We start from the raw sequence: 25,497 nt of genomic DNA on the forward strand, positions 1-25,497 counted from the left end.
TAGCAAGCAACTTACTACCCTCTTTTAGCTTACTTCAAAATCAGTGATTTAGTTAAATAGTGACACAATAACTATTAAGACCGAGATAAATGAAACTAAAATGACAATGAGACTCACGCCTCTTTTAGACACTTTCACCGTGACCTTAATCACATCATGCAGTAACATAACTCCCCCCATTTTTGAGTTATGCGGTTGGCGTATTATCCATCTATGCCTTTAGTTTTATTATAGACGATAAACAGACAACGCGAATTATAACATTTTCCTTTATATCAAATAATTAGAAGGTTTTTAGCACTATGCCATTTGCTTTGGGTCAACGTTGGATCAGTGATACAGAAAGTGATTTAGGTTTGGGCACAGTCGTTGCTATTGAGCCACGCACTGTTAGCTTGATGTTTCCAGCATCAGATGAAAACCGTTTATACGCTCGCCATGATGCACCCGTTACCCGTGTAATGTTTAATGTTGGCGATGTGATTGAAAGCCATGAAGGCTGGTCGTTAAAAGTAACTGCGATCGAAGAAGATAAAGGAATTATCACTTATATCGGTACCCGTACCGACACCGAAGAAAGTGATGTTGCGTTACGAGAGATCTTTTTAAGCCATCAAATTCGATTCAATAAACCACAAGATAAGCTCTTTGCAGGTCAAATCGATCGCATGGATCGTTTTGCACTACGTTACCGTGCCCTAAAAAATCAATATGAGCAGTTAAAAAGCCCATTACGTGGCCTGTGTGGCATGCGTGCAGGTTTAATTCCACACCAGCTTTACATTGCTCATGAAGTCGGTCGTCGTTACGCACCACGTGTATTACTGGCTGATGAAGTTGGTTTAGGTAAAACCATTGAAGCAGGCATGATTATCCACCAGCAAGTGCTGTCTGGTCGTGCTGAACGTATTCTAATTTTGGTACCAGAAACCCTGCAGCACCAATGGTTAGTAGAAATGATGCGCCGCTTTAATCTGCATTTTTCTATTTTTGATGAAGAGCGCTGTGTTGAATCGTTAGCCGATGCTGCCAACCCTTTTGATACCGCACAGTTTGTATTATGTTCATTGGATTTTCTACGCAAAAGTCGTCGTCGCTTTGAACAAGCCCTAGATGCCGATTGGGATTTATTGATAGTCGATGAAGCCCATCACCTAGAGTGGAGCGAAGAGCGTCCTAGTCGTCAATATCAAGTAGTTGAAGCGATTGCAGAAAAAACCCCTGGGGTATTATTGCTAACAGCAACCCCTGAACAATTAGGCCGTGAAAGCCACTTTGCTCGCCTACGCTTATTAGATCCTGACCGTTTTTACGATTATGAAGCGTTTGTTGAAGAAGAACGTCAATACGAACCTGTTGCCGATGCTGTATCGAAATTATTGGCAGGTGAAACACTTGATAGCAACGCTAAGCAAACACTCATCGACTTATTGGCAGGTCAAGATGTTGAGCCGATGATCACTGCGATTGAAAATGCTACCACTGCAGATGATGCTGAGGCCCTTGAAGCACGCCACGAGTTGATCCGTAATCTAATGGATCGCCACGGCACCGGTCGCGTATTGTTCCGTAATACTCGCTCTGCAATCAAAGGATTCCCTAAGCGTCACCTTAATATGTACCCATTGCCAATGCCAAATCAGTACAGCACCGCAATGCGTGTTGCTGCCATGATGTCAGGTAAATTAAGCATTAACGAAAAAGCGATTAAACTGCTTTACCCAGAAGATATCTATCAAGAATTTGAAGGTGAGTCTGCCACATGGTGGAACTTTGATCCTCGGATTAGCTGGCTGTTAGATATGCTAAAAGCTAATCGTAATGAAAAAGTATTAGTGATCTGTTCTCGTGCACAAACGGCATTAACGTTAGAGCAAGCATTACGTGAACGTGAAGGTATTCGTGCAACGGTGTTCCATGAGGGAATGTCGATCATTGAGCGCGACAAAGCAGCTGCGTATTTTGCTCAAGAAGAAAGTGGCGCTCAGGTATTAATCTGTTCTGAAATAGGCTCTGAAGGACGTAACTTCCAATTTGCAAACCAACTGGTGATGTTTGATTTACCAAGTAACCCAGACTTACTAGAACAACGTATTGGTCGTTTAGATCGTATTGGTCAACAACGTGAAATTGAAATTCATGTGCCGCACCTTGAAGGTACTTCACAAGCATTACTGGCACGCTGGTTTAATGAAGGTTTAAACGCCTTTGAAGAAACCTGTCCAACAGGCCGTCCGGTTTATGAAGCGGTATGTGAGGACTTAATCACGCTACTTGCCAGCGATAAGCAAGACAATGATGCATTGGAAGCGGTGATCACTCAAAGTGCAGCACTGCATAACCAACTTAAAGCGAAATTAGAGCAAGGTCGCGATCGCCTTCTTGAAATTCACTCTAATGGTGGTGAAGCAGCGCAACAATTAGTTGAGCAAATCAGTAGCAAAGACGGCGATACTAACTTAGTTTCTTTCGCGCTGGGCTTATTTGACACTATCGGTCTTAACCAAGACGATAAAGGTGAAAACGCCATTGTTGTTACACCTTCAGAACACATGATGGTCGCAAGCTACCCAGGCTTACCGTATGACGGCTGCACGATCACCTTTGATCGTAACACTGCGTTATCACGCGAAGATCTGCACTTTATCAGTTGGGAGCACCCAATGATTCAAGGTGGTATCGAATTACTATTAAGCGAAGGCGTGGGTACAACGGCTGTTTCATTGCTAAAAAATAAAGCACTGCCAGTCGGTACATTGTTATTAGAGCTGATTTACGTGGTTGATGCCCAAGCACCAAAACAATCAGGCATTGGTCGTTTCTTACCGAAAACACCGATTCGTATTCTGCTTGATGGTAAAGGTAACAACCTGTCTGCCAATGTTGAGTTTGAAAGCTTTAACCGTCAGTTAAGCCCGATTAACCGCCATTTAGGCAGTAAGTTGGTTAACTCAGTACAAAAAGATATCCATACTCTTATTGCTCATGCTGAACGTGAAATTGACAAAGAGTTAGTCTCTGTACGTAGCCAAGCACAAGCTGAGATGGAAGCGACATTACGTGCTGAACATCAACGTTTACTAGCACTAAAAGCAGTTAACCCGAACATTCGTGATGACGAGCTAGAGTTAATTGAATCTCAAATTTTAGATTTAACAGACTACATTGCTAAAGCTCAGATTCAACTCGATTCATTACGTCTGATAGTTGTAAGCCACAACTAATTATTGATGTTACCGCTCTAAAATTTAGCCGCCGATGATATGTTTACTGCATGCTATCGGCGGTTTTTTATCGCTGCAGTGCTATATACATACCAATTGTAAGGTATTCATATTAGTATGCTGACCAATTTTTTCACTCACACCAACGAGCGCACCATGAAACCATTGCCTGTGTTGAACTACAACCCACCGACCGATCCTTGGCTAGATACCCTTTTTGTTGATAACGATATTATTGCCGTCAACAAACCTGCAGGTCTGTTATCAAATCCAGGTCGTCAACCTGAGCATCATGACAGTGTATTTGCGCGCGTATTAGAACAATATCCGCAATCACAAATCGTACATCGGTTAGACATGGGGACATCAGGTTTAATTGTATTGGCACTCAATAAAGCTGCTGAATGCCATTTCAAAGCGCAATTTCGTGAACGTGAAACCAAAAAAGTCTATTACGCACGAGTATGGGGACATCTTGAACATGATAGTGGTACGGTCGATTTACCCTTGATTTGTGATTGGCCTAACCGTCCGCGTCAGAAAGTGTGTTTTGATGATGGCAAACCGTCAGTGACACATTATGAAGTATTAAGTCGCGACGAAAACAGCACCTTAGTTCGATTATTACCAATCACGGGGCGCTCACACCAGCTGCGAGTGCATATGCAAGCACTAGGACACCCAATTTTAGGTGATAAGTTCTATGCCAATGATGAAGCCATTGCAGCATCACCACGACTGTTATTGCATGCAGCAGAGCTAACGTTTACCCATCCTGGTAGCAATGAGCCGATGCACCTTTTTGCACCGTGTGAGTTTTACCCACAAGCACCGACTCAAACAATTTACCCGTAAGCGGTAGGCATCTTGAATAATGAATGCTAGCGTAAAGCCTGCATTCATTGTTTATTGAGGTTACCCATGGAAACCATCGTTTTTCTTGATCATGGAACCATTCCGGCGCATATCAGCCTTCCTCGTCCTAATTTTTGTCATCAATGGCATCAATACGAAACGACAACGCCAACACAAGTCATTGAACGACTTCAACATGCGACGATCGCGATCACTAATAAAGTCATCCTTGATAGTCAAGTACTGGCACAATTACCCCAGCTTAAATTTATAGCCATTGCTGCGACGGGCACCAATAATGTTGATCTCGATTACTGTCGTAGCCACAATATTAAAGTGGCTAATATTCAAGGTTATGCCACCCGCTCAGTACCAGAGCACGTTATTGCGATGATTTTTGCCCTCAAACGTAACTTGGCAGGTTATCAACAAGATATCGCTAACGGTGAATGGCAACGCCAGCACCAATTTTGTTTTTTCACTCATTCCATTACTGATGTTGCAGGCTCAACCCTAGGTATTTTTGGTAACGGCAGTTTAGGTCAGGCTGTTGCGACACTGGCACGCGCCATTGGCATGGAGGTGTTATTTGCCGAGCATGCAGGAGCAAGCCAGTGCCGAGATGGTTACCACCCTTTTGAGCAAGTGTTGCGTGAAGCCGACATCATTAGCCTTCATTGCCCACTCACTCCAGCAACCACCAATATGATTGCAAAACCACAATTTGCTTTAATGAAATCAAGCGCAATTATTATCAACACAGGTCGTGGTGGCTTAATAAATGAAGTCGAGTTAATTGACGCATTACTAACAAACCAAATTGCAGGTGCGGGAATTGATGTCTTTACTCAAGAACCAGCCCCAATATCGAACCCTTTAATTGCCCATAGTCATTTACCAAATTTAATTTTAACCCCACATGTGGCGTGGGGTTCAGACTCTGCCATTCAAACATTAGTCAATCAATTGATTGATAATATTAATAGCTTCCATTTAGGCACCGATAAAAATCAGCTTTAACCTCGATTTTTAGCCATAAAAAAGCGAGCTTTTACGCTCGCTTTTTTATATAACGATTCAACCATCGTGGCGATTAATAGGCTATTTAAAGCCCTTTTCTTTACGGATCAAATCATAAGCAGCCTGTAACTCTTGGGTTTTTTGCTTAGCGATTTCCATCATTTCTGGTGGTAAACCTTTAGCCGCCAACTTATCAGGATGGTGTTCATTCATTTGTTTACGGTAGGCACGTTTAACTTCTTGCGCTGAAGCGTCATCATTTACACCTAATACTTTAAATGCATCCGCTAACTGATCGCGTGTAGGCGGCGCTTGAAAACCACCACCCTGCTGGTGATACTGCTGATGAAAGCCACCCTGTTGAAAACGGAATGCGGCTTCTTGCATTTGCAAACGTTGCTCAAGTTGTGCTTCTGAAAAACCAAGGTAACGCGCAATCACATGCAATAACTCACGCTCTTTCGGGTGTAATTGACCGTCAGCAAATGCCGCTTGGATTTGCAGTTCTAAGAAAAACTGTAATAAATCTGCCCGCCCAGCACGGCTACGAACACGATTAAGGGTTGCTTCTAATGGGAAGTTATCTTCTTTACCTTCACGAAACGCATTTTGCGCTTGGCGACGAGACTCACCTTGCAACCCCATCCGATCCATGATCGTACTCGCCACTCGAATTTCATTTTCAGTCACACGGCCTTTAGCTTTAGCCATGTGGCCCATGGTGGCAAAACAGGCATTAAAAAACTCGGCTTGGCGCTCAGCATTAGTGGCATTTTTACCACCAAATCCACCAAAGCCGCCATTCATCTGGCGCGCATAAGCTTTATCAAATTGATGACCAATAAATAAGCCTATTAAAAAACCTATATATTTAGGGCCAAGTAAGATTCCCAGTAGAGCACCGAAAATTTTTCCCCATATACCTGTTCTCTGCATTCTATACTCTCTGGTAATTCGTTAATTTTTTCACTGTTTACCCAACAGCATGCGCTGAAAAGATGCCGTCGCGTTAAATTTGCATTATGATAGCTGTCATTTGTCGGGAATGCTTGTAAAAAGCGCAACAATTCGCCTTGCACCAAATTGATACAGGAATGTTGAATTAGATGTCACTTACCTCTCACAGTTTACTAGCCACAATGATTAGCTTGGCCCTTTATGGCCCAGCAATGGCTGCCGACATCACTCCTACAAGTGGTGATAGTCACAACCAACCTACCATTGCAGATCCCGCTAATGATGCGGCTCATGGTAGCAAAGATCCTCTTGCGATGGTACGTGGCGTCTGTATTCCAGAAAAAGATCGCCAACAAGATACCAACAACGAACCAATCCATATCAGTGCTAACCGAGTAGAAGCACAGCAGAATAAAACCGCCGTTTATTCGGGTGATGTGATCGTCAAGCAAGGGACTCGTACGATTGTTGCCGATAAAGCAACCCTACAACAACCAGACAATATTGTGACCGCTAACGGTAATGTTTTCTATCAAGATGGCAGCATGGATATCGATGCCAAACGCCTAACTAGCGATCTTGATACTAAAGATGCTCAAATGGATGACGCTGTCTACCAGATGACCTGTCAGGCTGGTCGTGGTGATGCCAAGTTAATTGAACGTCGCAATGTTGACGGTACTCAATTTTATGAAATGAAGGATGGCACTTACACCACCTGTCCTAGTCGCGATAAGAGCTGGCGTTTTGCTGCTGGTAGTCTAGAGCGTGAAGGTGAATCACCATTTGCAGATTTATATAACGCCCGTTTTGAAGTACTCGATTTCCCGATTTTTTATCTACCGTGGTTACGCGTACCAGTAACAGATCAACGTCTGACCGGTTTCCTTTACCCATCGATTACCTACGGCTCCAAGAACGGCATGGAGCTTGAAACCCCCTTTTATTGGAATATCGCCCCTAATTACGATCTAACTTTTACGCCTAAATACATGAACCATCGTGGGTTGCAATTAACCTCTGAGTTCCGTTATTTGACTGATTTTGGTCAAGGCAAGATGATCGGTGAATATTTAGGTCACGATAAAAAGCATCAAGATTATGATAAACGCTGGGGTATTCAATGGACACACAGCGGAATTATTAATAAAAACTGGTTGCTGAATATTGATTACAGCAAGGTCAGTGATCCTAAATATTTTGATGACGTTGATTCGATTATTGGTCAACGTGAAGATAATAACCTGCTGCAAACAGCATCATTGGCATACCGTAATGCTAGCTGGGACACCAGTTTAATGGTACGTGACTTTCAACCACTGACAGAAAGTGGCGAAGGCACTCAATACCGGCTAATGCCTCAACTATCAAGCACGTACTACAAATCGGATCTACCATACGGTTTAGATTTTACGCTGCCGATGAGCATCAGTAAATTTGATACAGATGATCGTACTAAGCCAACCGCAGATCGGGTTACTATTGATCCAACATTAACCTTACCTTATGCGACACCATGGTGGTCGGTTACCACCCAAGCAAAATTAAATTATGCTCATTACAATCAAAAGTTTGATGTAAAACAAAACTCTGATTTAAGCACCCTAGATAAAACAGTTGATCGCACTGTTCCTGAATTTAGAGTTAACAGTAGCTTATATTTTGAGCGCGACACCTCCATTATGGGTGAACATTACACTCAAAGTTTAGAGCCACAGCTGCAATACTTATACGTTAAAAATGTTGATCAATCTGGGATTTATAACCCTGTTAATTATAATGGCGGTGGTTACGATTCAACCCGTCTACAACAAGACTATTATGGCTTGTTTAGCGACCGTACCTACAGTGGTCAAGATTACATTGCACCTGCCAACCAATTTACGGTCGGCGCCACAACACGTTATTATGATGCTAATTTTAAGGAACGTTTTACCCTTTCATTGGGTCAAATATTCTATATTGATAAACCGGTCGCTGATGGCAGTGAAGCAAAAAGCTATTCTGCAACTGCATTAGAAACCGAATTTAACCTTGATGATAATTTATTCTTCAAGAGTTCAATGCAATATGACTCAAGTGAAAATGAAGTCCAGCAAGGCAGTACCGCGGTTGAATACCGTAATGGACGTGTTTTCATTCAACCAAGTTACCGTTACGTATCCAGTAATTATCTAAATCAATACGTTGCTAATCCAAATCCAGTGATCCCTAATACTAATGGTAAACGAGATGGTATCTCACAATTAGGTCTATCGACGGGTTTCCCTATTAACGATAATATTGATATTACTGCAGATTATTTCCAAGACATGAATGTCAATAAAATGCTAGAGAGTCGTGTAGGCTTAGTTTACCGCTCAGCATGTTGGATGATTGGTCTAAGCTATAATCGCTATGCGAAAGATCCATTAAGTCAAGACTTTACTGAATATGATAGCAATGTCAGTTTCTCATTTAGTCTGCTAGGACTACAAGGTGCACGACCATTAGGTCAAGCTTCTGATGATGGCGGCAATATCTTAGGCTATGCTGACCCATTTACACTTAAAAATTAATGATCGTGGCGATAATACATATCGCCACTCAACATGACGGACTATAAATGAAAAAGTGGAAGTATTCGGCGATAAGCGTAATGCTAATGGGGATGACAGCAACTGCTATGGCTGCCCCTCAACCGCAAGAATTAAATCAAATTGTTACCACAGTTAACGATGGTGTCATTTTACAAAGTGACGTTAATGCGATGCTAAAAACCGTTCATCTTAATGCTGCAGCGGAAGGTCAACAATTGCCTCCAAACAATATCCTACGCCAGCAAGTGATGGATAAATTGATCATGGAAACGCTACAAATCCAGCAAGCAAAACAGCTGGGTTTACGTATTGATGACAGCCAACTTGATCAAGCTATTGCAGATGTCGCTAAACAACGTAATGTCACTGTTGCCCAGTTGCGCCAACAGTTAGCTAATGCTGGAATTAGCTTCTCGATGTTCCGTGAGCAATTACGTAACGACATGTTAGCCTCTGAAGCGCGTACTATTATTGTCCGTAAGCGGGTCAACATTTTGCCACAAGAAGTCGATAGTTTAGCAGCACAGCTTGCAAAGCAAACTCAGCAAAACGTGCAATACAACATCAGCCAAATTCAAATCGCTGTTGATGATGATGCCGATAAAGCAACCCGCGAAAAAGCGAAGCAAGAAGCTAACAAGATTTATGGCGAGCTAAAACAAGGCGCTAATTTTGCTGAATTGGCTTACCGCTACTCAAAAGGTCCTAAAGCCCTTAAAGGTGGTGAGTGGGGCTGGATGAGTAAAGATGAAATGCCAACAATTTTTGCTGACCAAATTAAAACCAGCAGCAAAGACAGTATCATTGGTCCTTTCCGTAGCGGCGTTGGTTACCATATTTTAAAAATCAATGACGTTAAAGGCATGCCGACAGTATCTGCGGTTGAAGTAAAAGCACGTCATATTTTAATTAAAACCTCCATTATTTTAAGTGACGCCGCAGCGAAAAAAGAATTACAACAAATTCGCCAGAAAATCATTAGTGGTAAAGAGAGCTTTGCCGCAGCGGCAAAACAATACAGTGAAGATCCAGGTTCTGCTAGCAATGGTGGTCAACTAGGTTGGCAACTTCCTTCAATGTATGCCCCTGCTTTTGAAAAAGAAGTAGAAACATTACCGGTCGATCAAATTAGCCAACCGTTTAAATCTCAGTTTGGCTGGCATATTGTAGAAGTAGAAGGTCGTCGTAATGTCGATCGCACTGAAGCTGCCTTAAAGAACCGCGCGGCACAAATTTTGTTTAATCGTAAGTTCAATGAAGAAGCACAAACTTGGTTACAAGAACTGCGTGCGGGTGCTTACATCGAACAAATGAATAAGGTAAATAATGGCTAATAACAAGCAAATGACTAACCCACAACGGATTGCGATCACCCCAGGTGAACCGGCAGGAATAGGCCCAGATTTAGTCATTGCCTTGTGTCAGCAACATTGGCCGCACCAACTTGTGATTTGTGCTGATGCGCAGGTTATGGTAGAACGTGCGGCTCAATTAGGTTTACCGCTTACTATTTTGCCCTATCAATCTGAGTTACCCGCGATGCCACATCAAGCGGGAACAATGACAGTAGCTCAAATAGACAGTGCCGCTGAGGTTGTCAGTGGACAACTTGACGAACAAAATGGGCTCTATGTATTAGCAACATTAGAACGCGCCGCTTCTGGTTGTATGAGTGGTGAGTTCGCTGCGGTTGTTACTGGCCCCGTCCACAAAGGGGTCATTAACCGCGCTGGTGTTTCTTTTAGTGGTCACACTGAGTTTTTTGCTCAGCAATCAGAGACAGCACAAGTTGTGATGATGCTGGCAACAACAGGGTTACGGGTTGCATTAGTAACAACCCATATTCCGGTAAGCAGTGTTTCTAAAGCTATTACTGAACAACGACTTAAGCAAGTTATTCGTATCTTGCATGCTGACTTAGTGACTAAATTTGGTATTGCGTCGCCGAAAATTTATGTTTGCGGGCTCAATCCTCATGCCGGAGAAGACGGCTGTATGGGAATGGAAGAAATTGATACTATCATTCCAACATTAGAACAACTGCGTCAGCAAGAAGGCATAAATTTGCTTGGACCATTTCCAGCAGATACTATCTTTCAAGAAAAATATTTAGCTGATGCCGATACGGTATTAGCCATGTATCACGATCAAGGGTTACCGGTGCTGAAATATAAAGGCTTCGGTAAATCAGTCAACATTACGTTGGGACTGCCCTTTATCAGAACTTCAGTAGATCATGGTACCGCACTGGAACTCGCAGGTACTGGGCAAGCAGATATAGGTAGCCTTCGGACAGCGCTATCCCACGCCCTCGAATTGGTAGAAAAACAAGCATGAGCAGCGATCAAGTCCATTTAGGTCACCGTGCGCGTAAGCGCTTTGGCCAAAACTTTTTAAAAGACCCATATATTATTGATGGTATCGTATCAGCGATTAACCCTCTACCAGGCCAAAACTTGGTAGAAATTGGCCCTGGCCTTGGTGCAATCACAGAATATGTTGGCAAGTTAGTTGATAAATTTACCGTTATCGAACTTGACCGAGATTTGGCGGAGCGTTTACGTAACCACCCCGATCTAGCGTCAAAACTAACCATCCATGAAGGCGATGCAATGCGCTTCGACTTTACGCAACTTATTAAAGAAAATAATAAGTTACGTATTTTCGGTAACTTGCCTTACAACATCTCAACTCCGTTAATGTTCCACATTTTTGAGTTCCATAAAGACGTACTAGATATGCACTTTATGCTTCAAAAAGAAGTGGTTAATCGTCTTGCTGCAGGCCCTGGTAGTAAAGCTTACGGCCGTTTAACGGTTATGGCGCAGTACTACTGTAAAGTAATGCCAGTATTGGAAGTGCCGCCAGAATCTTTCGTACCAGCACCAAAAGTAGACTCAGCAGTGGTGCGTTTAACGCCGTATGAAGTATTGCCATTCCCATGTACTAACCTTAAATGGCTAGATCGTGTGTGTCGTGAAGGCTTCAACCAGCGTCGTAAAACGATCCGTAACTGTTACAAAGGCTTGTTCACTCCAGAACAACTGGAAGCATTGGGTATTAACCCAGGCCACCGCCCAGAAAATATTACGGTAGAACAATTTGTTGCTATGGCTAATTGGCTTGATGCTAATTTCCAAAAAGAAGAGCAATAGCGTTATCGCGCCTTAACAACAGCGCTCATAACACAATAACCCTGTGTAACATCTCACGTGTTATACAGGGTTTTCTTTATTTATTAGCCAGCAATACTAAAATGAGAGTAAATCATCAGCAAAGGATATTGCCTGTGAGTATCTCATCTCCTCCAACCATCAAATGCCATGTTGTTAGTCATTATCTTGCAGAACAGTCACAACCCGATCAGCAACGTTATGTATTTTCCTATACCATCACCATTAAAAATTTAGGCCGTGGCAGCGCTCAATTACTGACACGTTATTGGCTAATTACCGATGCCAATGGTAAAAAATTGGTTATTGAAGGTGAAGGTGTCGTCGGAAAACAACCGCATATTAACGCTGCTGATGAATTCACTTATACCAGTGGTACTATCATCGAAACCCCTGTTGGTGTAATGCAAGGTCAATACACCATGGAAGATCAAGCTGGTAATAACTTTAAAGTTGAAGTGGCACCATTTCGACTAGCAATGCCGAACATTCTTCATTAACCTAGCGATTAATTTCATGTTAATAAACGCATTGTTAATGGGAGCACCATGGCGACTTATCTTGTCGGTGATATTCAAGGCTGTTTACCCGACTTAAAAAAACTATTGGCCCAAGCAAATTTCGATCCTCACCATGATCATTTATGGCTTGCGGGCGATCTGGTTGCACGCGGACCTGAATCTTTAGAAACATTACGCTTTGTAAAAGCATTAGGTGATCATGCGACGGTCATTTTAGGCAATCATGATCTGCATTTATTAGCGGTATCTCACCAACTAGCACGCGCGAAAAAAAGCGATAATATCCATCAAATTTTTACCGCAGCAGATGGCAAAGAATTACTTGATTGGTTGCGCCACCAGCCTCTATTAGCTGAACACCCTCACTATCCATTGGTTATGGTTCACGCAGGTATTACGCCGCAATGGTCACTAGAACAAGCCCGTCAGCATGCACGTGAAGTCGAACAACTGCTGCAGTCTGATGACTATTTATGGTTATTGAAAAATATGTATGGTGACGGCCCCGATTGGTGGCAGCAGGATCTATCACGATTAGAACGACTACGATTTACGATCAACAGTTTTACACGAATGCGCTTTTGCGATCCTCAAGGGCGGCTAGATATGCATTGCAAGGTACAACCTAATGATCCCGCTGTTGGTGATCTGATCCCGTGGTTTGATGTTCAACGTGCTCAACCAATAGAAAAGACCATCATCTTTGGTCATTGGGCAGCGTTGATGGGCCACCAAGATCAGCATTGTATTGGCCTAGACACCGGCTGTGTCTGGGGCAATAGTTTAACAATGCTACGCTGGGAAGATGGGCAACGATTTGTCATCGAATGCCCGCTCTACGCCTGATCATGACATATAACAATGCCGACAGTGATTGTCGGCATTATTGATCATCGATATTGTGGTTATTTGCTACGATCGCGCTAAGATCACAAATTCCATCGCATAGGCATTGTTGTCATCACTATCATGATGCTCTTTGGTCACCACTTGCCAATCACTTCCCCAGCTTGGAAACTGAGTATCACCGTCAAGATCCGCATCAATGAAGGTTAAATACAAACTATCAGCAATCGGCAAACAAGCTTGATAAATACTACCACCACCAATGATCATCAACTCTGGCGCATCGCCAGCTGCTAATTTCGCTGCAGCAATATCACTAACAACAGTGATCCCTTCGGCTTTAAAATCAGGATTACGACTAATAACGATATTTAATCGCCCCGGTAATGGTCGCCCAATAGATTCAAAGGTTTTACGTCCCATTACAATCGGTTTACCTAACGTACAGCGTTTGAACCATGCAAAGTCTGCTGGTAAATGCCACGGCATACTATTATCTTTACCAATGATCCGATCATGAGCCATTGCTGCGATCATACTGATCTTCATTATTGCGTCTCCATTCACACTCTCAGTGCGGCATTATCATTTGGCTGTAGTTATACCACAGGCCGACGACGATAAAATAATAACCCAGGCATTGCTAATCCAATCGCTAATGCTGCCACAATAAACATCGCTTTTAGCACGTTATCAATCATCAATCCCCATAAAGCTAATGAGAAGCCACGGTGATTAATTTCAACGACAGCAATCATGGCTTTAAAAGCAAAGACTCCCGGTACCATTGGAATCAACGCCGCGACAGTAAACACTTTAGGATGAGCTAAAAAGCGGTGCGACCAATGGACACCGATCATACCGACCAAGGTCGCAGCCACAAAGGTTGACCATTCAATTGACAGTCCCCAATGCATTAATAAAAATCGTGTTCCATGGCCAATTGCGCCACCAATAGCACAATATTTCAATGCTTTTTGAGGCACATTAAATACCAATGCAAATCCTAATGCGGGGATCATTGCTAGAAGCATATCATTGAGTAATGCCATTATTAACGTCATAGTAACCACCCCCACACATCAAGCACATTCATCGCAGCCACAATCCCCATACAGGTTGATAACGTGAGTAAACTCGCCATGGTCCAGCGCGCTAGCCCCATACTAGGGAAGCCTTTTACCATGTCTGCGACAGCATTAATTAATGGAAAACCAGGTACTAACATCAACACCGATGAGGCCATGGCTAAAAAGGGTTGTTCGCCAATATTATACACTTCACCTAAGCCTGATATTAAGGTGGTTACAAAGGCGGTTACAGCGAAATTTAACAGCGGATTAAAGTGATAACTGGCAATTTGTTGGCGCACAATCATCCCTACTGATGACGCACAAAACGTCAGTATAAATACCGGCCAATCACCGCCGGCTAAACGACTAAATGCCGCACATGATAAGCCAATCATCAGCACCACTAACCAACGATTATAACGCTCTGTTTTGAGGTTTTGTAACCGTGATTGAACCTCATGGCAGTCCAATAATCCACGCTCAACAAGAATACAAATACGTTGAATATCAGTCACTATTTGCATATTAATACCGCTATCTTGGCAGCGACGAGTGGTGGTAATACAGGTGCCTAAATGACGGGTACTGATCACCATTGAGCTGGCTGATAATGATACTTCAACATGCTCCACCCCCAATGCCAATCCGAGTCGACGCGTCACATCCATAATAACCGAGCTTTCGGCACCGTGTTGTAATAACCGTTGACCGGCTTCAATGGCCAATCGAGTCAATTGCCGTTGTTGAGATTCGGTTAATGGCTGCAGTACTCTCTCCATGTTGATATCCATTTATAATCCATTATAAAACCCATTTTGTAACAACTAGCATACCTAACCTACAACCGTATACGTTGATTAAGCACAAAAAAAAGCCACACCTTAACGGTATGGCTTATTCGCATAAAGCACGATCAAAACTTATGGCTTATAGATGATCTCTACATCGTAATCATCTTCATTCCAGTCATCCCAATCATCATCATCGCCGTCTTCATCCTGAACTTTCTTAATTTGTTCAGCGTGGTAATCATCCCACTTAAAGTCGACTTTATCTTCTTTCTGCTCTTCAACTTCGTACTTAACACGTGGCAAGGCGTCGATAGCAGCCATCAGATCATAAGTCAGCTCTTTAGTACCAATGCGATTTAACGCTGAAATACTGTAATGCTTACCTTCCCATGCTAATGCTTCAAGCACTTCGGTGATCTTTTCTTGTGCTTGCTCTTCGTCAAGAAGATCCGCTTTGTTAAATACGATCCAGCGTGGCTTATTGCCTAGCTTATCGCTGTATTGTTCAAGTTCATTGATAATAGTAAAGGCATTCTCTACTGGATCAGAACCATCAGCAGGTAGTAGGTCAACCATGTGTAGTAACACACGACAACGCTCAAGGTGCTTCAAGAAGCGAATACCCAAGCCAGCACCGTCAGCGGCACCTTCAATAAGACCAGGAATATCAGCAACCACAAAACTACGCTCTGCATCGACACGTACCACGCCCAAGCTTGGAACTAGGGTTGTGAACGGGTAATCAGCTACTTTCGGCTTAGCAGACGATACAGCGCGAATGAAGGTAGATTTACCCGCATTAGGTAAACCAAGCATGCCCACGTCAGCAAGAAGTAGTAATTCAAGACGTAAATGACGAATTTCACCTTTACTACCCATACTCTTTTGACGAGGAGCACGGTTTACAGATGATTTGAAACGAGTGTTACCTAAGCCGTGGAAACCGCCCTTAGCAACCATCACTTTCATACCATGTTCAGTAAGATCGGCGATCACTTCACCGGTATCTTCATCAATGGCACGTGTACCAACTGGCACGGTTAATACTTTATCCGCACCACGTTTACCCGTACAGTTACCGCCGCGACCATTTTCACCACGCTCAGCAGCATGGAAACGTTCAAAACGGTAATCAATTAGCGTATTAAAGTTTTCATCAGCGAACAGGTAAACATCACCGCCGTCACCACCGTCGCCGCCATCAGGGCCACCACGAGGAATGTACTTTTCAGTACGAAAACTTACTACACCGTTACCGCCATCACCGGCATCGGCGCGAATAACCGCTTCATCTATAAACTTCATTTTTTTCTCCGCACTGTGGCGTTTAACATACAGCGATAACGGCATTTAGCACAGATCATCGCGTAGTAATTATTGTTATGGACCTTGACTATTTGCTTTGGCGAATAAACTTATGGCCTATAGCACAGCAAACAGCGCCACTTACCACAACCATAGCACCGAGATAGCCCCATATATTCAAAGAGACTGTCGCAACATATTGTGGCCAAGCCAAACTCGCAAGATCGACAAATAATATCGTAAACAAGGGAGTCAGTGTGATCACCGCACTCACTTGTGATGCTTGCCAACGGGCCATTGCTTCTGCAAATGCACCATAGCCAACAAGCGTATTAACACAACAGAATAACAGCATCCCTAATTGGCGGTTATCCATTGTTAAAATTTGTTGTGGTTGTGCCATTGGCGTCAGTATTACAGCACAGATGATATAAATCATCAGTAATATTTGTGCTGATGAAAACTGTCTTAATAACCATTTCTGCGCTAAGCCATAAACGACCCACACTAACGCAGCGGCAACAGCAAGACTAACACCAAGAGTATAGCCAGAAAAACTGGTAAACAACTCAATCAGCCGTTCATTAAAGAATAAGATCAAACCACTAATTAAAGCGATTACACCAATAATTTGATGTCGACCTAATTTTTCTTTAAATACCCATGCGCTCGATACTAACAGCATCACTGGCGCTAATTGGATAATAACTTGTACAACAGGAGGGTTCAGGTATTTCAATGAACTGTTATACAGCACGAAGTTACCCGCAAGGCCAACGCTGGCGATGACTAGCACCATCCAGCTTATTCGCCCAAGATTTGATATTGTTGGTAATTGCTTTCGCCACGCTAAAAACAGGCCTAAACCCAACGCTGCAGTTATAAAGCGATACCAAACAATCGTAAAAGGATCCATCACTTCTACAGCTTGTTTCATTGCAATTGGCAATGCCCCCCAAAAAACGGCAGTTGTCATCGCAAGAAAGAAACCAATCATCGGGCCGCGGTTAATCATAAACCCTCCAGATATAAAAAGCCCCGCCAAAAAGGCAGGGCTTTAATATTCGTGTCGATTCTGAAAATTATTCAGCGTCGATAGATACGAATTTACGGTTTTTAGGACCTTTAACTTCAAACTTCACTTTACCATCAGATAGAGCGAATAGAGTGTGGTCTTTACCTAGGCCAACGTTTGTGCCAGCGTGGAACTTAGTACCACGTTGACGAACGATGATGTTGCCTGCTAATACAGACTCGCCACCAAAACGCTTAACACCTAGGCGTTTGCTTTCTGAATCACGGCCGTTATTAGTAGAACCGCCAGCTTTTTTATGTGCCATCTTTAAATTCTCCTGTTATTAAGCGCTGATGCCAGTAATTTTGACTTCAGTGAACCACTGACGGTGGCCCATTTGCTTACGAGAGTGCTTACGACGACGGAACTTAACGATTTTAATCTTATCGCCACGACCGTGAGTAACAACTTCAGCAGTTACTTTACCGCCAGCTACGAACGGTGCGCCTACAGTTACTTCTTCGCCATTAGCTACTAAAAGAACTGAGTCAAATTCAACGTTAGCGCCAGTTTCAGCGTCTAATTTTTCTAAGCGTAAGGTTTGGCCTTCGCTTACACGGTGTTGTTTACCACCACTTTGGAAAACAGCGTACATGTCTTACTCCGCTTCTCCGCATAGGCCATTTGCCACGTCTAAAATGGGCAATGGGTATGCGCTTAATCTTGTCATCAATAGGGCGCGAATGTTACGCGAAAAGAGACTTTGTGGCAAGCCATTCTCGAAAGAAAATTGGTGAAAAGCTACCCAATCCAAAAACTGTTTGAAATAGCTGTATTTGAGGTTATGACGATATGGTTATTTTAGTGTAAGATTCCAGTATCAATTCGAAAAATTTTCCGCCCTACGCGGCTAACAATCTTGCTGGACGTATAATGGATTTTAAAGCTATCCAAGCGCTCACCGCCAACGATATGGCGGAAGTCGACGCGAAGATACAGGCGCAACTTAACTCAGATGTTGCCCTCATCAATCAACTCGGATTCTACATTGTAAACAGTGGCGGCAAACGTATTCGCCCCATGCTGGCAGTATTAACAGCACGTGCACTTGGCTATGACGGTGATAAACACACCACAGCAGCTGCTTTTGTTGAATTTATTCATACCGCGACATTGCTCCACGACGATGTTGTTGATGAATCAGATATGCGCCGTGGCAAAGAAACGGCAAATGCTGCGTTTGGTAACGCCGCAAGTGTGTTAGTGGGTGATTATATTTACACTCGCTCATTTCAAATGATGACTAGCCTACGATCTTTAAAGATCCTCGACATCATGAGTGAAGCCACTAACGTGATCGCTGAAGGTGAAGTGTTGCAGTTAATGAACTGTAATGATCCTGACACCACTGAAGATAGCTACATGCAAGTTATCTACTCCAAAACAGCACGCTTATTTGAAGCTTCAACCCAAATTGCGGCAATTATTGCTGAAGCGCCAGCTGATATTGAACTCGCACTTCAAGAATATGGTCGTTATTTAGGTACTGCCTTCCAGCTTATCGATGATGTGCTTGACTATGTTGCCGATGGCAAAGAAATGGGCAAGAACGTCGGTGATGACCTTGCAGAAGGTAAACCAACGTTACCGCTATTACATGCAATGCACCATGGCAATCAAGCGCAAGCAGCGATGATACGTGACGCTATTATGCATGCTAATGGTATGGATAAGCTTGATGCTATTTTAGCGTGTATGCGCCAGCATGGTTCGTTAGACTACACCCAACAACGTGCTGAACAAGAAGCGCAGAAAGCCATAGCCGCTCTTGCACCGATTGCTGATTCTGATTACAAGCAAGCTCTTATCACATTAGCGCATATGGCTGTACAACGTAAAAAATAACACTCCCCTTCCGATTGAAAGACCTGTCCTTGGTGACAGGTTTTTTTATTTTTAGTAACCGATATCTTATCGTTGTGATGCCACGATCTGTGATGATCTATACTATAGCTACTCGTAATTATTATGCCTTATAGGCTAAGAAGGTGACTATGGATATCAAGCATCTAACCACAGGTATGTGGGTCGAATCTTGTCATGGCGTAGGAAAAGTGATCGGCATTGATCATCAACACCACTCAGTGATCATTGAGCACCACCATGATCATCAACTACAGTCAATTGATATCGTTGATCTTATCGACCAACCTCAACTCCATAACGGTTGTGATCGTTATTATTAATATTTCGCAGATATAAAAAGACCCTCAATAATTGATTGCCAACTATTGAGGGCTAGTCATTTTTTGTATGTTAATTATCTTGGCTTACTTTACAGCGAACTCTTCACCAAGCGTAATATCGCCACGCAATGTATCAAGCATACTTTCTAATGCATTTTGCTCAAATGCACTTAAGTGACCGTAATCCATCACTTCCTCAATCCCTTCTTTACCCAGTAATACAGGTTGAGCGAAGAAACGAGCATGTTTACCATCACCTTCAACATATGCACACTCAACAACACCCTGCTCACCTTGTAGCGCACGTACCATCGCTAAACCAAAGCGACATGCCGCTTGACCCATAGAGAGCGTTGCAGAGCCGCCACCCGCTTTTGCTTCCACAACTTCAGTGCCTGCATTCTGAATACGAGGTGTTAGTGCTTTCACTTCATCGTCAGTAAAGCTCACACCTTCAACTTGTGATAGCAATGGTAAAATAGTCACGCCTGAGTGACCGCCAATAACCGGTACTCGAATATCACACGGTGAAACACCTTTTAGTTCAGCGACAAAAGTTTCTGAACGGATAACATCAAGTGTGGTAATACCAAACAACTTACGCTTATCGTAAACACCTGCTTTTTTCAACACATCAGCTGCAATTGCAACCGTGGTATTAACTGGGTTAGTAATAATACCCACACATGCTGTTGGACATACAACGGCGATTTTTTCTGCTAATGATTTCACAATACCTGCATTAACATTGAATAAATCAGCACGATCCATACCCGGTTTACGTGCTACACCTGCAGAAATAAGCACAACATCAGCCCCTTCTAGTGCCGGTGTTGGATCGTCACCACAATATCCTTTAATTGCTACTGGGGTTGGAATATGGCTTAAATCTGCTGCAACACCAGGTGTTACAGGAGCAATATCATATAGAGCAAGATCTGAGCCTGCAGGTAAACGATTTTTCAATAACAATGCTAATGCTTGACCAATACCACCAGCCGCACCAATTACAGCAACTTTCATGTTCGTTCTCCTTTACGATAGAAGTATATTTTTTGACGTGGGTACAATCGACTTCAGCTAACAATAGTAGTAACTGAATAACAATCTATGGACGTTATATTAAGCATAAAAAAAATACAATCCTCACCCACTCGCTTTGCGAAGTAACGCAGAATCCCATAAAAATGCACTCAAACGCTTTTATCAGACAAATAAAATAAATATTTAATAATGGCTGTTATTTATCAAAATTAGATTAATTAGTTTTGATAAAACAATGACAAAAGTCACAATAAAATTTTTTATATATAACAAAAATGCGGCTTCACATATTTATTTTGATTCACTTTGTTTGCCAGTGAGTCACAGGTTATGCAAAAATGGTTTACCTCGTCCCTGTAGATAATATTTACTTATGCGAAATTCAGACAAACAAGAACGTCTCGTTAAAGCGTTTAAATTAATTTTAAAAGAAGAAAAATTCAGTTCTCAAGGTGAGATTGTTGATGCGTTGAAAGCACAGGGTTTTGATAATATTAATCAATCAAAAGTCTCTCGCATGCTCACCAAATTTGGAGCTGTACGTACCCGTAATGCCAAGATGGAAATGGTGTATTGTTTACCGATTGAACTGGGTGTTCCAACAATCACGAGCCCTCTAAAAGAGTTAGTGATGGAAGTTGGTTTTAACAGTGCGCTAGTTGTGATCCATACCGGCCCTGGTGCGGCACAAGTGATTGCACGTTTATTAGATTCTTTAGGTCGACCAGAAGGGATTTTAGGTGTTGTGGCTGGTGATGATACGATTTTTATTACCCCAACCAGTAACATCACGACTAATGAGCTTTATGCCTCAGTATGTGGACTATTTGATTACAGCCACTGATCGATAATGAGGGTCTATCTAACTTTGTATGGCATCAATATACATGCTCAAGAAATATAGACCCTTCGTTTATAGTGTCTCGTGCTGATAAACGACACTAATATTATCTATTATTTTTCAGGTTGCTCATAACCCCAGCGAGGTACTAACCCTTGCTCTATTTTGAGATGATCTAATATCCTCGCCACCATAAAATCTACTAAATCGTCAATAGTTTGTGGTTGATGATAAAACCCTGGGGCTGCAGGCATAATCGTGACGCCCAATTGCGATAACTTAAGCATATTCTCTAAATGGATACTAGAAAATGGCGTTTCTCTGATCACCAGTAGTAACTGACCGCGTTCTTTTATCACCACATCAGCTGCTCGCTCAAGCAAATTATTAGACATACCATAAGCAACTGAAGCTAATGTTGAGGCTGAACATGGACAGATCACCATCTGCTTAGGTGCGGCCGAGCCAGAAGCGACTGGTGAGAACCACTCTTCTTTACCACACACCACTAATTTTTCAGTTGGACATTGTAAAAACTCAACTAATTGTTGTTGTGCTGTTGCTGGTGCTGCTGATAATTTAAGTCCATGCTCTGTCGCTAATACCACTCGCGCCGCAGATGATATCAACAGATAAACCTGATAATCAGCCGCTAATAAACATTCCAGCAACCGTAAACCATAAGGTGCACCAGACGCACCCGTCCATGCTAATGTTATCTGTTTCGGTTTCATTCTCTCTCACTTTTATTTGGCAGTTAACGCTGCTAATAACTTGCCGTGAATACCACTAAAACCGCCATTACTCATCACTAAAATCGTATCGCCACTATGCGCGGATTCAACAATCTTAGCCACCAGCGTATCGATATCATCGCTACAAAACGCAGGCTGAGGGCATTGATCAGCGATCTCTTGTACTGACCATGGAATATTATCAGGCTGAAATAAAAATACTTCATCAGCAGCATGTAATGCAGGGGCTAAATCATGTTTATGAACCCCTAACTTCATGGTGTTAGATCGTGGCTCAAGCACCGCAAGAATACGTGATTGATTTAATTTCGCTCTCAGTCCACCTAAAGTCAGCTCAATCGCTGTTGGATGGTGAGCAAAATCATCGTAGACCGTGACCCCGTTAACCTGACCCTTATACTCTAATCGACGCTTGGTATTGATAAATTTAGCTAATGATTCACAAGCCAAATTCGCCGTTACTCCAACATGGCGAGCTGCCGCAATTGCCATGAGTGCATTATTGACATTATGATCGCCCACTAATGCCCAGTCCACAGTTCCCACTAAAAGATCATCAAGGTAAACATCAAACATGCTGCCATCTTCGCGCTGTTTATCAGCGCGCCAATGACCATCATTGCCAATATATTCCAGTTCACTCCAGCAACCCATTGCTAATGTTTCATCAATATTTTTAACCCCTTGTGGTGCTAAAATACGTCCATTTCCAGGAACTGTACGTACTAAATGATGAAATTGACGTTGAATCGCTTTTAGATCGTCAAAAATATCAGCATGATCAAATTCTAAATTATTCATGATCAAAGTCCGTGGGTGGTAATGTACAAACTTCGAACGCTTATCAAAAAAAGCACTATCGTATTCATCAGCTTCAACCACAAAGAACATACTTTCGCCAAGACGCGCTGACACGCCAAAGTTTCCAAGTACGCCACCGACTAAAAAGCCCGGTTGATAACCACAATCATCAAGGATCCATGCCAACATACTTGCCGTGGTTGTTTTACCATGCGTACCAGCAACTGCCATCACCCAACGATCATGTAACAAATAATCCTGTAACCATTGTGGGCCAGAGGTATAACGTAAATTATTGTTCAGCACATATTCAACACATGGATTACCGCGACTCATGGCATTGCCGATCACCACTAAATCAGGGGCTGGCTTTAATTGCTCAGGATCATATCCTTGAATTATTTCAATACCTTGTGATTCAAGCATGGTGCTCATTGGTGGATAAACATTAGCATCAGAGCCGGTAACTTTATGCCCAAGTTGGGTCGCTAATGTGGCAGCGCCCCCCATAAATGTTCCACAAATACCTAAAATATGAATATGCATATATTGCTCTCTCCATCCTTAATTTTTATTAATGTCACGCTTTGACGTTACTTCGTTACCATAAAAAAGATCTTTATATACAATTCTTGATATAACGAAAAATACTATGGGGAATTGAATCTCATTATGCGTTGAGATCCAACCAATATACAACTGAATCTCCCTCCCCTTATGACAACATAATGCAAGGATTGTTTATGACCGATATTAGAACGCTTGGTGAATTTATTGTCGAGAAGCAGAATGATTTTCCTCACGCCAGTGGCGAACTATCATCACTATTAGGCTCGATTAAACTAGCGGCTAAAATCGTAAACCGCGAAATCAATAAAGCCGGGCTGGTTGATATAACAGGGGCTGTAGGTACCGAAAATGTGCAAGGTGAAGAGCAACAAAAACTCGACCTTTATGCTAATGATAAGTTCAAAGCAGCATTAGAAGCACGCGATCAAGTTTGTGGCATAGCCAGCGAAGAAGAAGATCAAGCAGTCAGTTTTAACCGTCAATTAAACCGTGATGCTAAATATGTAGTATTAATGGATCCGCTTGATGGCTCATCGAACATTGACGTCAATGTCTCTGTCGGTACGATTTTCTCGATCTATCGCCGTATATCCCCCGTCGGCTCACCCGCAACAGATGCGGACTTCCTTCAACCGGGTCATCGCCAAGTCGCAGCGGGTTATATTATTTATGGCTCATCAACCATGTTGGTTTATACCACTGGTAATGGTGTTCATGGCTTCACCTACGATCCTTCTCTCGGTGTATTCTGTCTCTCGCATGAAAATATGCAAATTCCGGTTGATGGCAATATTTACTCGATCAACGAAGGCAATTATATTCGTTTCCCATTAGGGGTAAAAAAATACATCAAGTATTGCCAAGAATGTGTACCACAAGATAATCGCCCTTATACATCGCGCTATATTGGTTCTTTAGTTGCTGATTTTCACAGGAATTTGTTAAAAGGTGGTATTTACCTTTATCCCAGTACGGCCAGTTACCCTAATGGAAAATTACGTCTCCTATATGAGTGTAACCCCATGGCACTGTTAATTGAGCAAGCAGGTGGACGAGCAACTGATGGCCAACAACGTATTTTGGATCTTATACCAACTGAATTACATCAACGGGTACCTTTCTTTGTTGGCTCAACCAATATGGTCAACAAGGTAGAAGCTTTTCTGCACGAAGTAGATGACCAATAACAATGACGATTCAAGGTGGTATTAGCCACCTTGATAATGACTAATCCTCGCTTTATCGCATTTCAAATGCCTTCAAAAACGCCTTAGACTCGACGGTTGTTTTTAGCCTCAATCATGATAACCTCAATATATGCAACATTTTATTAACCAATAAGGAATCTATCATGGGCTTAAACAAAGTAACTGCCGGTCAGGACATTCCCAACGATATTAACGTTATTATTGAAATTCCTGCTAACGCAGATCCAATTAAGTACGAAGTAGATAAAGCCAGTGGCGCGATTTTTGTTGACCGTTTCACCTCGACACCGATGTTCTATCCATGTAATTATGGTTATATCAACCACACGCTATCACTTGATGGCGATCCGGTTGATGTATTAGTGCCAACTCCGTACCCACTACTAGCTGGCTCAGTGATTCGTTGTCGTCCAATAGGCGTGCTAAAAATGACAGATGAATCAGGTGAAGACGCTAAAATCATCGCAGTTCCCCATTCAAAACTTAGCAGTGAATATAACCATATTAATGATATTGAAGATCTTCCAGCACTATTAAAAGCTCAAATTGTGCATTTCTTCCAACATTATAAAGAGCTCGAAGCCAATAAGTGGGTAAAAATTGATGGTTGGCAGGGAGTTGAAGCAGCCAAAGAAGAGATCATGTCTTCATTTGCACGCGCTCAAAAGTAGTG

The 25,497-nt window shown here is 42.5% G+C and carries 25 protein-coding genes; 14 read left to right on the forward strand and 11 right to left on the reverse strand.

The genetic code is table 11. The features are described from left to right. Positions 1-302 precede the first annotated feature (302 nt). The 3 genes from rapA (at position 303) to G6R09_RS17055 (ending at position 5,099) form a co-directional block, all read left to right on the forward strand. A complete protein-coding gene (rapA, locus tag G6R09_RS17045; protein WP_163923675.1) occupies positions 303-3,224 on the forward strand; it encodes an RNA polymerase-associated protein RapA in 2,922 nt (973 codons plus the stop codon). 156 nt (positions 3,225-3,380) lie between these two features. After that, complete coding sequence (gene rluA, locus G6R09_RS17050) at positions 3,381-4,079, forward strand: bifunctional tRNA pseudouridine(32) synthase/23S rRNA pseudouridine(746) synthase RluA (RefSeq protein ID WP_065166908.1); 699 nt, start codon at positions 3,381-3,383, stop codon at positions 4,077-4,079. A 66-nt stretch (positions 4,080-4,145) separates the two neighbouring features. Further along, on the forward strand, positions 4,146-5,099 hold the full coding sequence (locus G6R09_RS17055; RefSeq protein WP_163923677.1) for a D-2-hydroxyacid dehydrogenase: 954 nt from the start codon (positions 4,146-4,148) through the stop codon (positions 5,097-5,099). A gap of 81 nt (positions 5,100-5,180) precedes the next feature. Here the strand turns inward: G6R09_RS17055 and djlA are convergent, their stop codons facing one another. Further along, a complete protein-coding gene (djlA, locus tag G6R09_RS17060; RefSeq protein ID WP_065166883.1) occupies positions 5,181-6,035 on the reverse strand; it encodes a co-chaperone DjlA in 855 nt (284 codons plus the stop codon). Positions 6,036-6,205: 170 nt separating this feature from the next. Between djlA and lptD the strand changes: the two genes are divergently transcribed. The 6 genes from lptD to G6R09_RS17090 all read left to right on the forward strand — a co-directional run bounded on the left by lptD (position 6,206) and on the right by G6R09_RS17090 (position 13,175). Continuing rightward, the gene (gene lptD / locus G6R09_RS17065) at positions 6,206-8,614 is read left to right on the forward strand and encodes an LPS assembly protein LptD (RefSeq protein ID WP_163923679.1); all 2,409 of its coding nucleotides are present in this window, start codon (positions 6,206-6,208) and stop codon (positions 8,612-8,614) included. 47 nt (positions 8,615-8,661) lie between these two features. Beyond that, positions 8,662-9,969 carry a peptidylprolyl isomerase SurA gene (surA, locus tag G6R09_RS17070; protein ID WP_163923680.1) on the forward strand — a complete coding sequence of 436 codons (1,308 nt, stop codon included), beginning with the start codon at positions 8,662-8,664 and terminating at the stop codon, positions 9,967-9,969. A gap of 10 nt (positions 9,970-9,979) precedes the next feature. After that, positions 9,980-10,972: a 4-hydroxythreonine-4-phosphate dehydrogenase PdxA gene (pdxA, locus tag G6R09_RS17075; RefSeq protein ID WP_065166909.1), complete on the forward strand. Its 993-nt coding sequence runs from the start codon at positions 9,980-9,982 to the stop codon at positions 10,970-10,972. After that, complete coding sequence (rsmA, locus tag G6R09_RS17080) at positions 10,969-11,790, forward strand: 16S rRNA (adenine(1518)-N(6)/adenine(1519)-N(6))-dimethyltransferase RsmA (protein WP_060998499.1); 822 nt, start codon at positions 10,969-10,971, stop codon at positions 11,788-11,790. The genes pdxA and rsmA overlap by 4 nt, the downstream gene beginning before the upstream one ends. Positions 11,791-11,891: 101 nt before the next feature. Further along, positions 11,892-12,308 (forward strand): Co2+/Mg2+ efflux protein ApaG, encoded by a 417-nt coding sequence (apaG, locus tag G6R09_RS17085; RefSeq protein WP_373423722.1) that lies wholly within the window; start codon positions 11,892-11,894, stop codon positions 12,306-12,308. A gap of 48 nt (positions 12,309-12,356) precedes the next feature. Then, positions 12,357-13,175: a symmetrical bis(5'-nucleosyl)-tetraphosphatase gene (locus G6R09_RS17090; protein WP_065166887.1), complete on the forward strand. Its 819-nt coding sequence runs from the start codon at positions 12,357-12,359 to the stop codon at positions 13,173-13,175. 66 nt (positions 13,176-13,241) lie between these two features. Here the strand turns inward: G6R09_RS17090 and folA are convergent, their stop codons facing one another. From folA to rplU, 7 genes are all read right to left on the reverse strand, one after another. Then, positions 13,242-13,724 carry a type 3 dihydrofolate reductase gene (folA, locus tag G6R09_RS17095; RefSeq protein ID WP_065166888.1) on the reverse strand — a complete coding sequence of 161 codons (483 nt, stop codon included), beginning with the start codon at positions 13,722-13,724 and terminating at the stop codon, positions 13,242-13,244. Positions 13,725-13,774: 50 nt separating this feature from the next. Continuing rightward, the gene (locus G6R09_RS17100; protein ID WP_065166889.1) at positions 13,775-14,239 is read right to left on the reverse strand and encodes a threonine/serine exporter family protein; all 465 of its coding nucleotides are present in this window, start codon (positions 14,237-14,239) and stop codon (positions 13,775-13,777) included. Further along, on the reverse strand, positions 14,236-15,027 hold the full coding sequence (locus G6R09_RS17105) for a threonine/serine exporter ThrE family protein (protein WP_065166910.1): 792 nt from the start codon (positions 15,025-15,027) through the stop codon (positions 14,236-14,238). The genes G6R09_RS17100 and G6R09_RS17105 overlap by 4 nt, the downstream gene beginning before the upstream one ends. A 141-nt stretch (positions 15,028-15,168) precedes the next feature. Continuing rightward, on the reverse strand, positions 15,169-16,344 hold the full coding sequence (gene cgtA, locus G6R09_RS17110) for an Obg family GTPase CgtA (protein WP_060998494.1): 1,176 nt from the start codon (positions 16,342-16,344) through the stop codon (positions 15,169-15,171). Positions 16,345-16,432: 88 nt separating this feature from the next. After that, positions 16,433-17,359 carry a DMT family transporter gene (locus tag G6R09_RS17115; protein ID WP_065166890.1) on the reverse strand — a complete coding sequence of 309 codons (927 nt, stop codon included), beginning with the start codon at positions 17,357-17,359 and terminating at the stop codon, positions 16,433-16,435. Between the two features lie 67 nt (positions 17,360-17,426). Then, positions 17,427-17,684 carry a 50S ribosomal protein L27 gene (gene rpmA / locus G6R09_RS17120; RefSeq protein ID WP_036796188.1) on the reverse strand — a complete coding sequence of 86 codons (258 nt, stop codon included), beginning with the start codon at positions 17,682-17,684 and terminating at the stop codon, positions 17,427-17,429. Positions 17,685-17,702: 18 nt separating this feature from the next. Then, the gene (gene rplU / locus G6R09_RS17125; protein ID WP_036796189.1) at positions 17,703-18,014 is read right to left on the reverse strand and encodes a 50S ribosomal protein L21; all 312 of its coding nucleotides are present in this window, start codon (positions 18,012-18,014) and stop codon (positions 17,703-17,705) included. Positions 18,015-18,292: 278 nt separating this feature from the next. Between rplU and ispB the strand changes: the two genes are divergently transcribed. Together ispB and G6R09_RS17135 are read left to right on the forward strand one after the other, a co-directional pair. Next, entirely contained in the window at positions 18,293-19,264 is a 972-nt protein-coding gene (ispB, locus tag G6R09_RS17130) for an octaprenyl diphosphate synthase (RefSeq protein ID WP_065176391.1), read from the forward strand. Positions 19,265-19,413: 149 nt separating this feature from the next. Further along, complete coding sequence (locus G6R09_RS17135; RefSeq protein ID WP_065176392.1) at positions 19,414-19,605, forward strand: hypothetical protein; 192 nt, start codon at positions 19,414-19,416, stop codon at positions 19,603-19,605. 84 nt (positions 19,606-19,689) lie between these two features. Here the strand turns inward: G6R09_RS17135 and mdh are convergent, their stop codons facing one another. Next, positions 19,690-20,628: a malate dehydrogenase gene (gene mdh / locus G6R09_RS17140; protein WP_065166893.1), complete on the reverse strand. Its 939-nt coding sequence runs from the start codon at positions 20,626-20,628 to the stop codon at positions 19,690-19,692. Positions 20,629-21,022: 394 nt separating this feature from the next. On the opposite strand from mdh, the gene argR reads away from it, so the two are divergent. After that, a complete protein-coding gene (argR, locus tag G6R09_RS17145; protein WP_065166894.1) occupies positions 21,023-21,493 on the forward strand; it encodes a transcriptional regulator ArgR in 471 nt (156 codons plus the stop codon). Positions 21,494-21,603: 110 nt separating this feature from the next. Here argR and G6R09_RS17150 read toward each other — a convergent pair whose 3' ends face one another. Next, a complete protein-coding gene (locus G6R09_RS17150; protein WP_065166895.1) occupies positions 21,604-22,224 on the reverse strand; it encodes a flavin prenyltransferase UbiX in 621 nt (206 codons plus the stop codon). 12 nt (positions 22,225-22,236) lie between these two features. Continuing rightward, positions 22,237-23,592: a UDP-N-acetylmuramate:L-alanyl-gamma-D-glutamyl-meso-diaminopimelate ligase gene (gene mpl, locus G6R09_RS17155; RefSeq protein ID WP_163923682.1), complete on the reverse strand. Its 1,356-nt coding sequence runs from the start codon at positions 23,590-23,592 to the stop codon at positions 22,237-22,239. Positions 23,593-23,789: 197 nt separating this feature from the next. On the opposite strand from mpl, the gene fbp reads away from it, so the two are divergent. Continuing rightward, on the forward strand, positions 23,790-24,803 hold the full coding sequence (fbp, locus tag G6R09_RS17160; RefSeq protein ID WP_065166897.1) for a class 1 fructose-bisphosphatase: 1,014 nt from the start codon (positions 23,790-23,792) through the stop codon (positions 24,801-24,803). A 164-nt stretch (positions 24,804-24,967) separates the two neighbouring features. Next, complete coding sequence (gene ppa, locus G6R09_RS17165) at positions 24,968-25,495, forward strand: inorganic diphosphatase (RefSeq protein WP_087845931.1); 528 nt, start codon at positions 24,968-24,970, stop codon at positions 25,493-25,495. Positions 25,496-25,497: the final 2 nt, after the last annotated feature.

The sequence above is a fragment of the Photobacterium sp. Alg240-V54 genome (assembly GCF_900537155.1).
In the GTDB taxonomy this organism is placed as follows: domain Bacteria; phylum Pseudomonadota; class Gammaproteobacteria; order Enterobacterales; family Vibrionaceae; genus Photobacterium.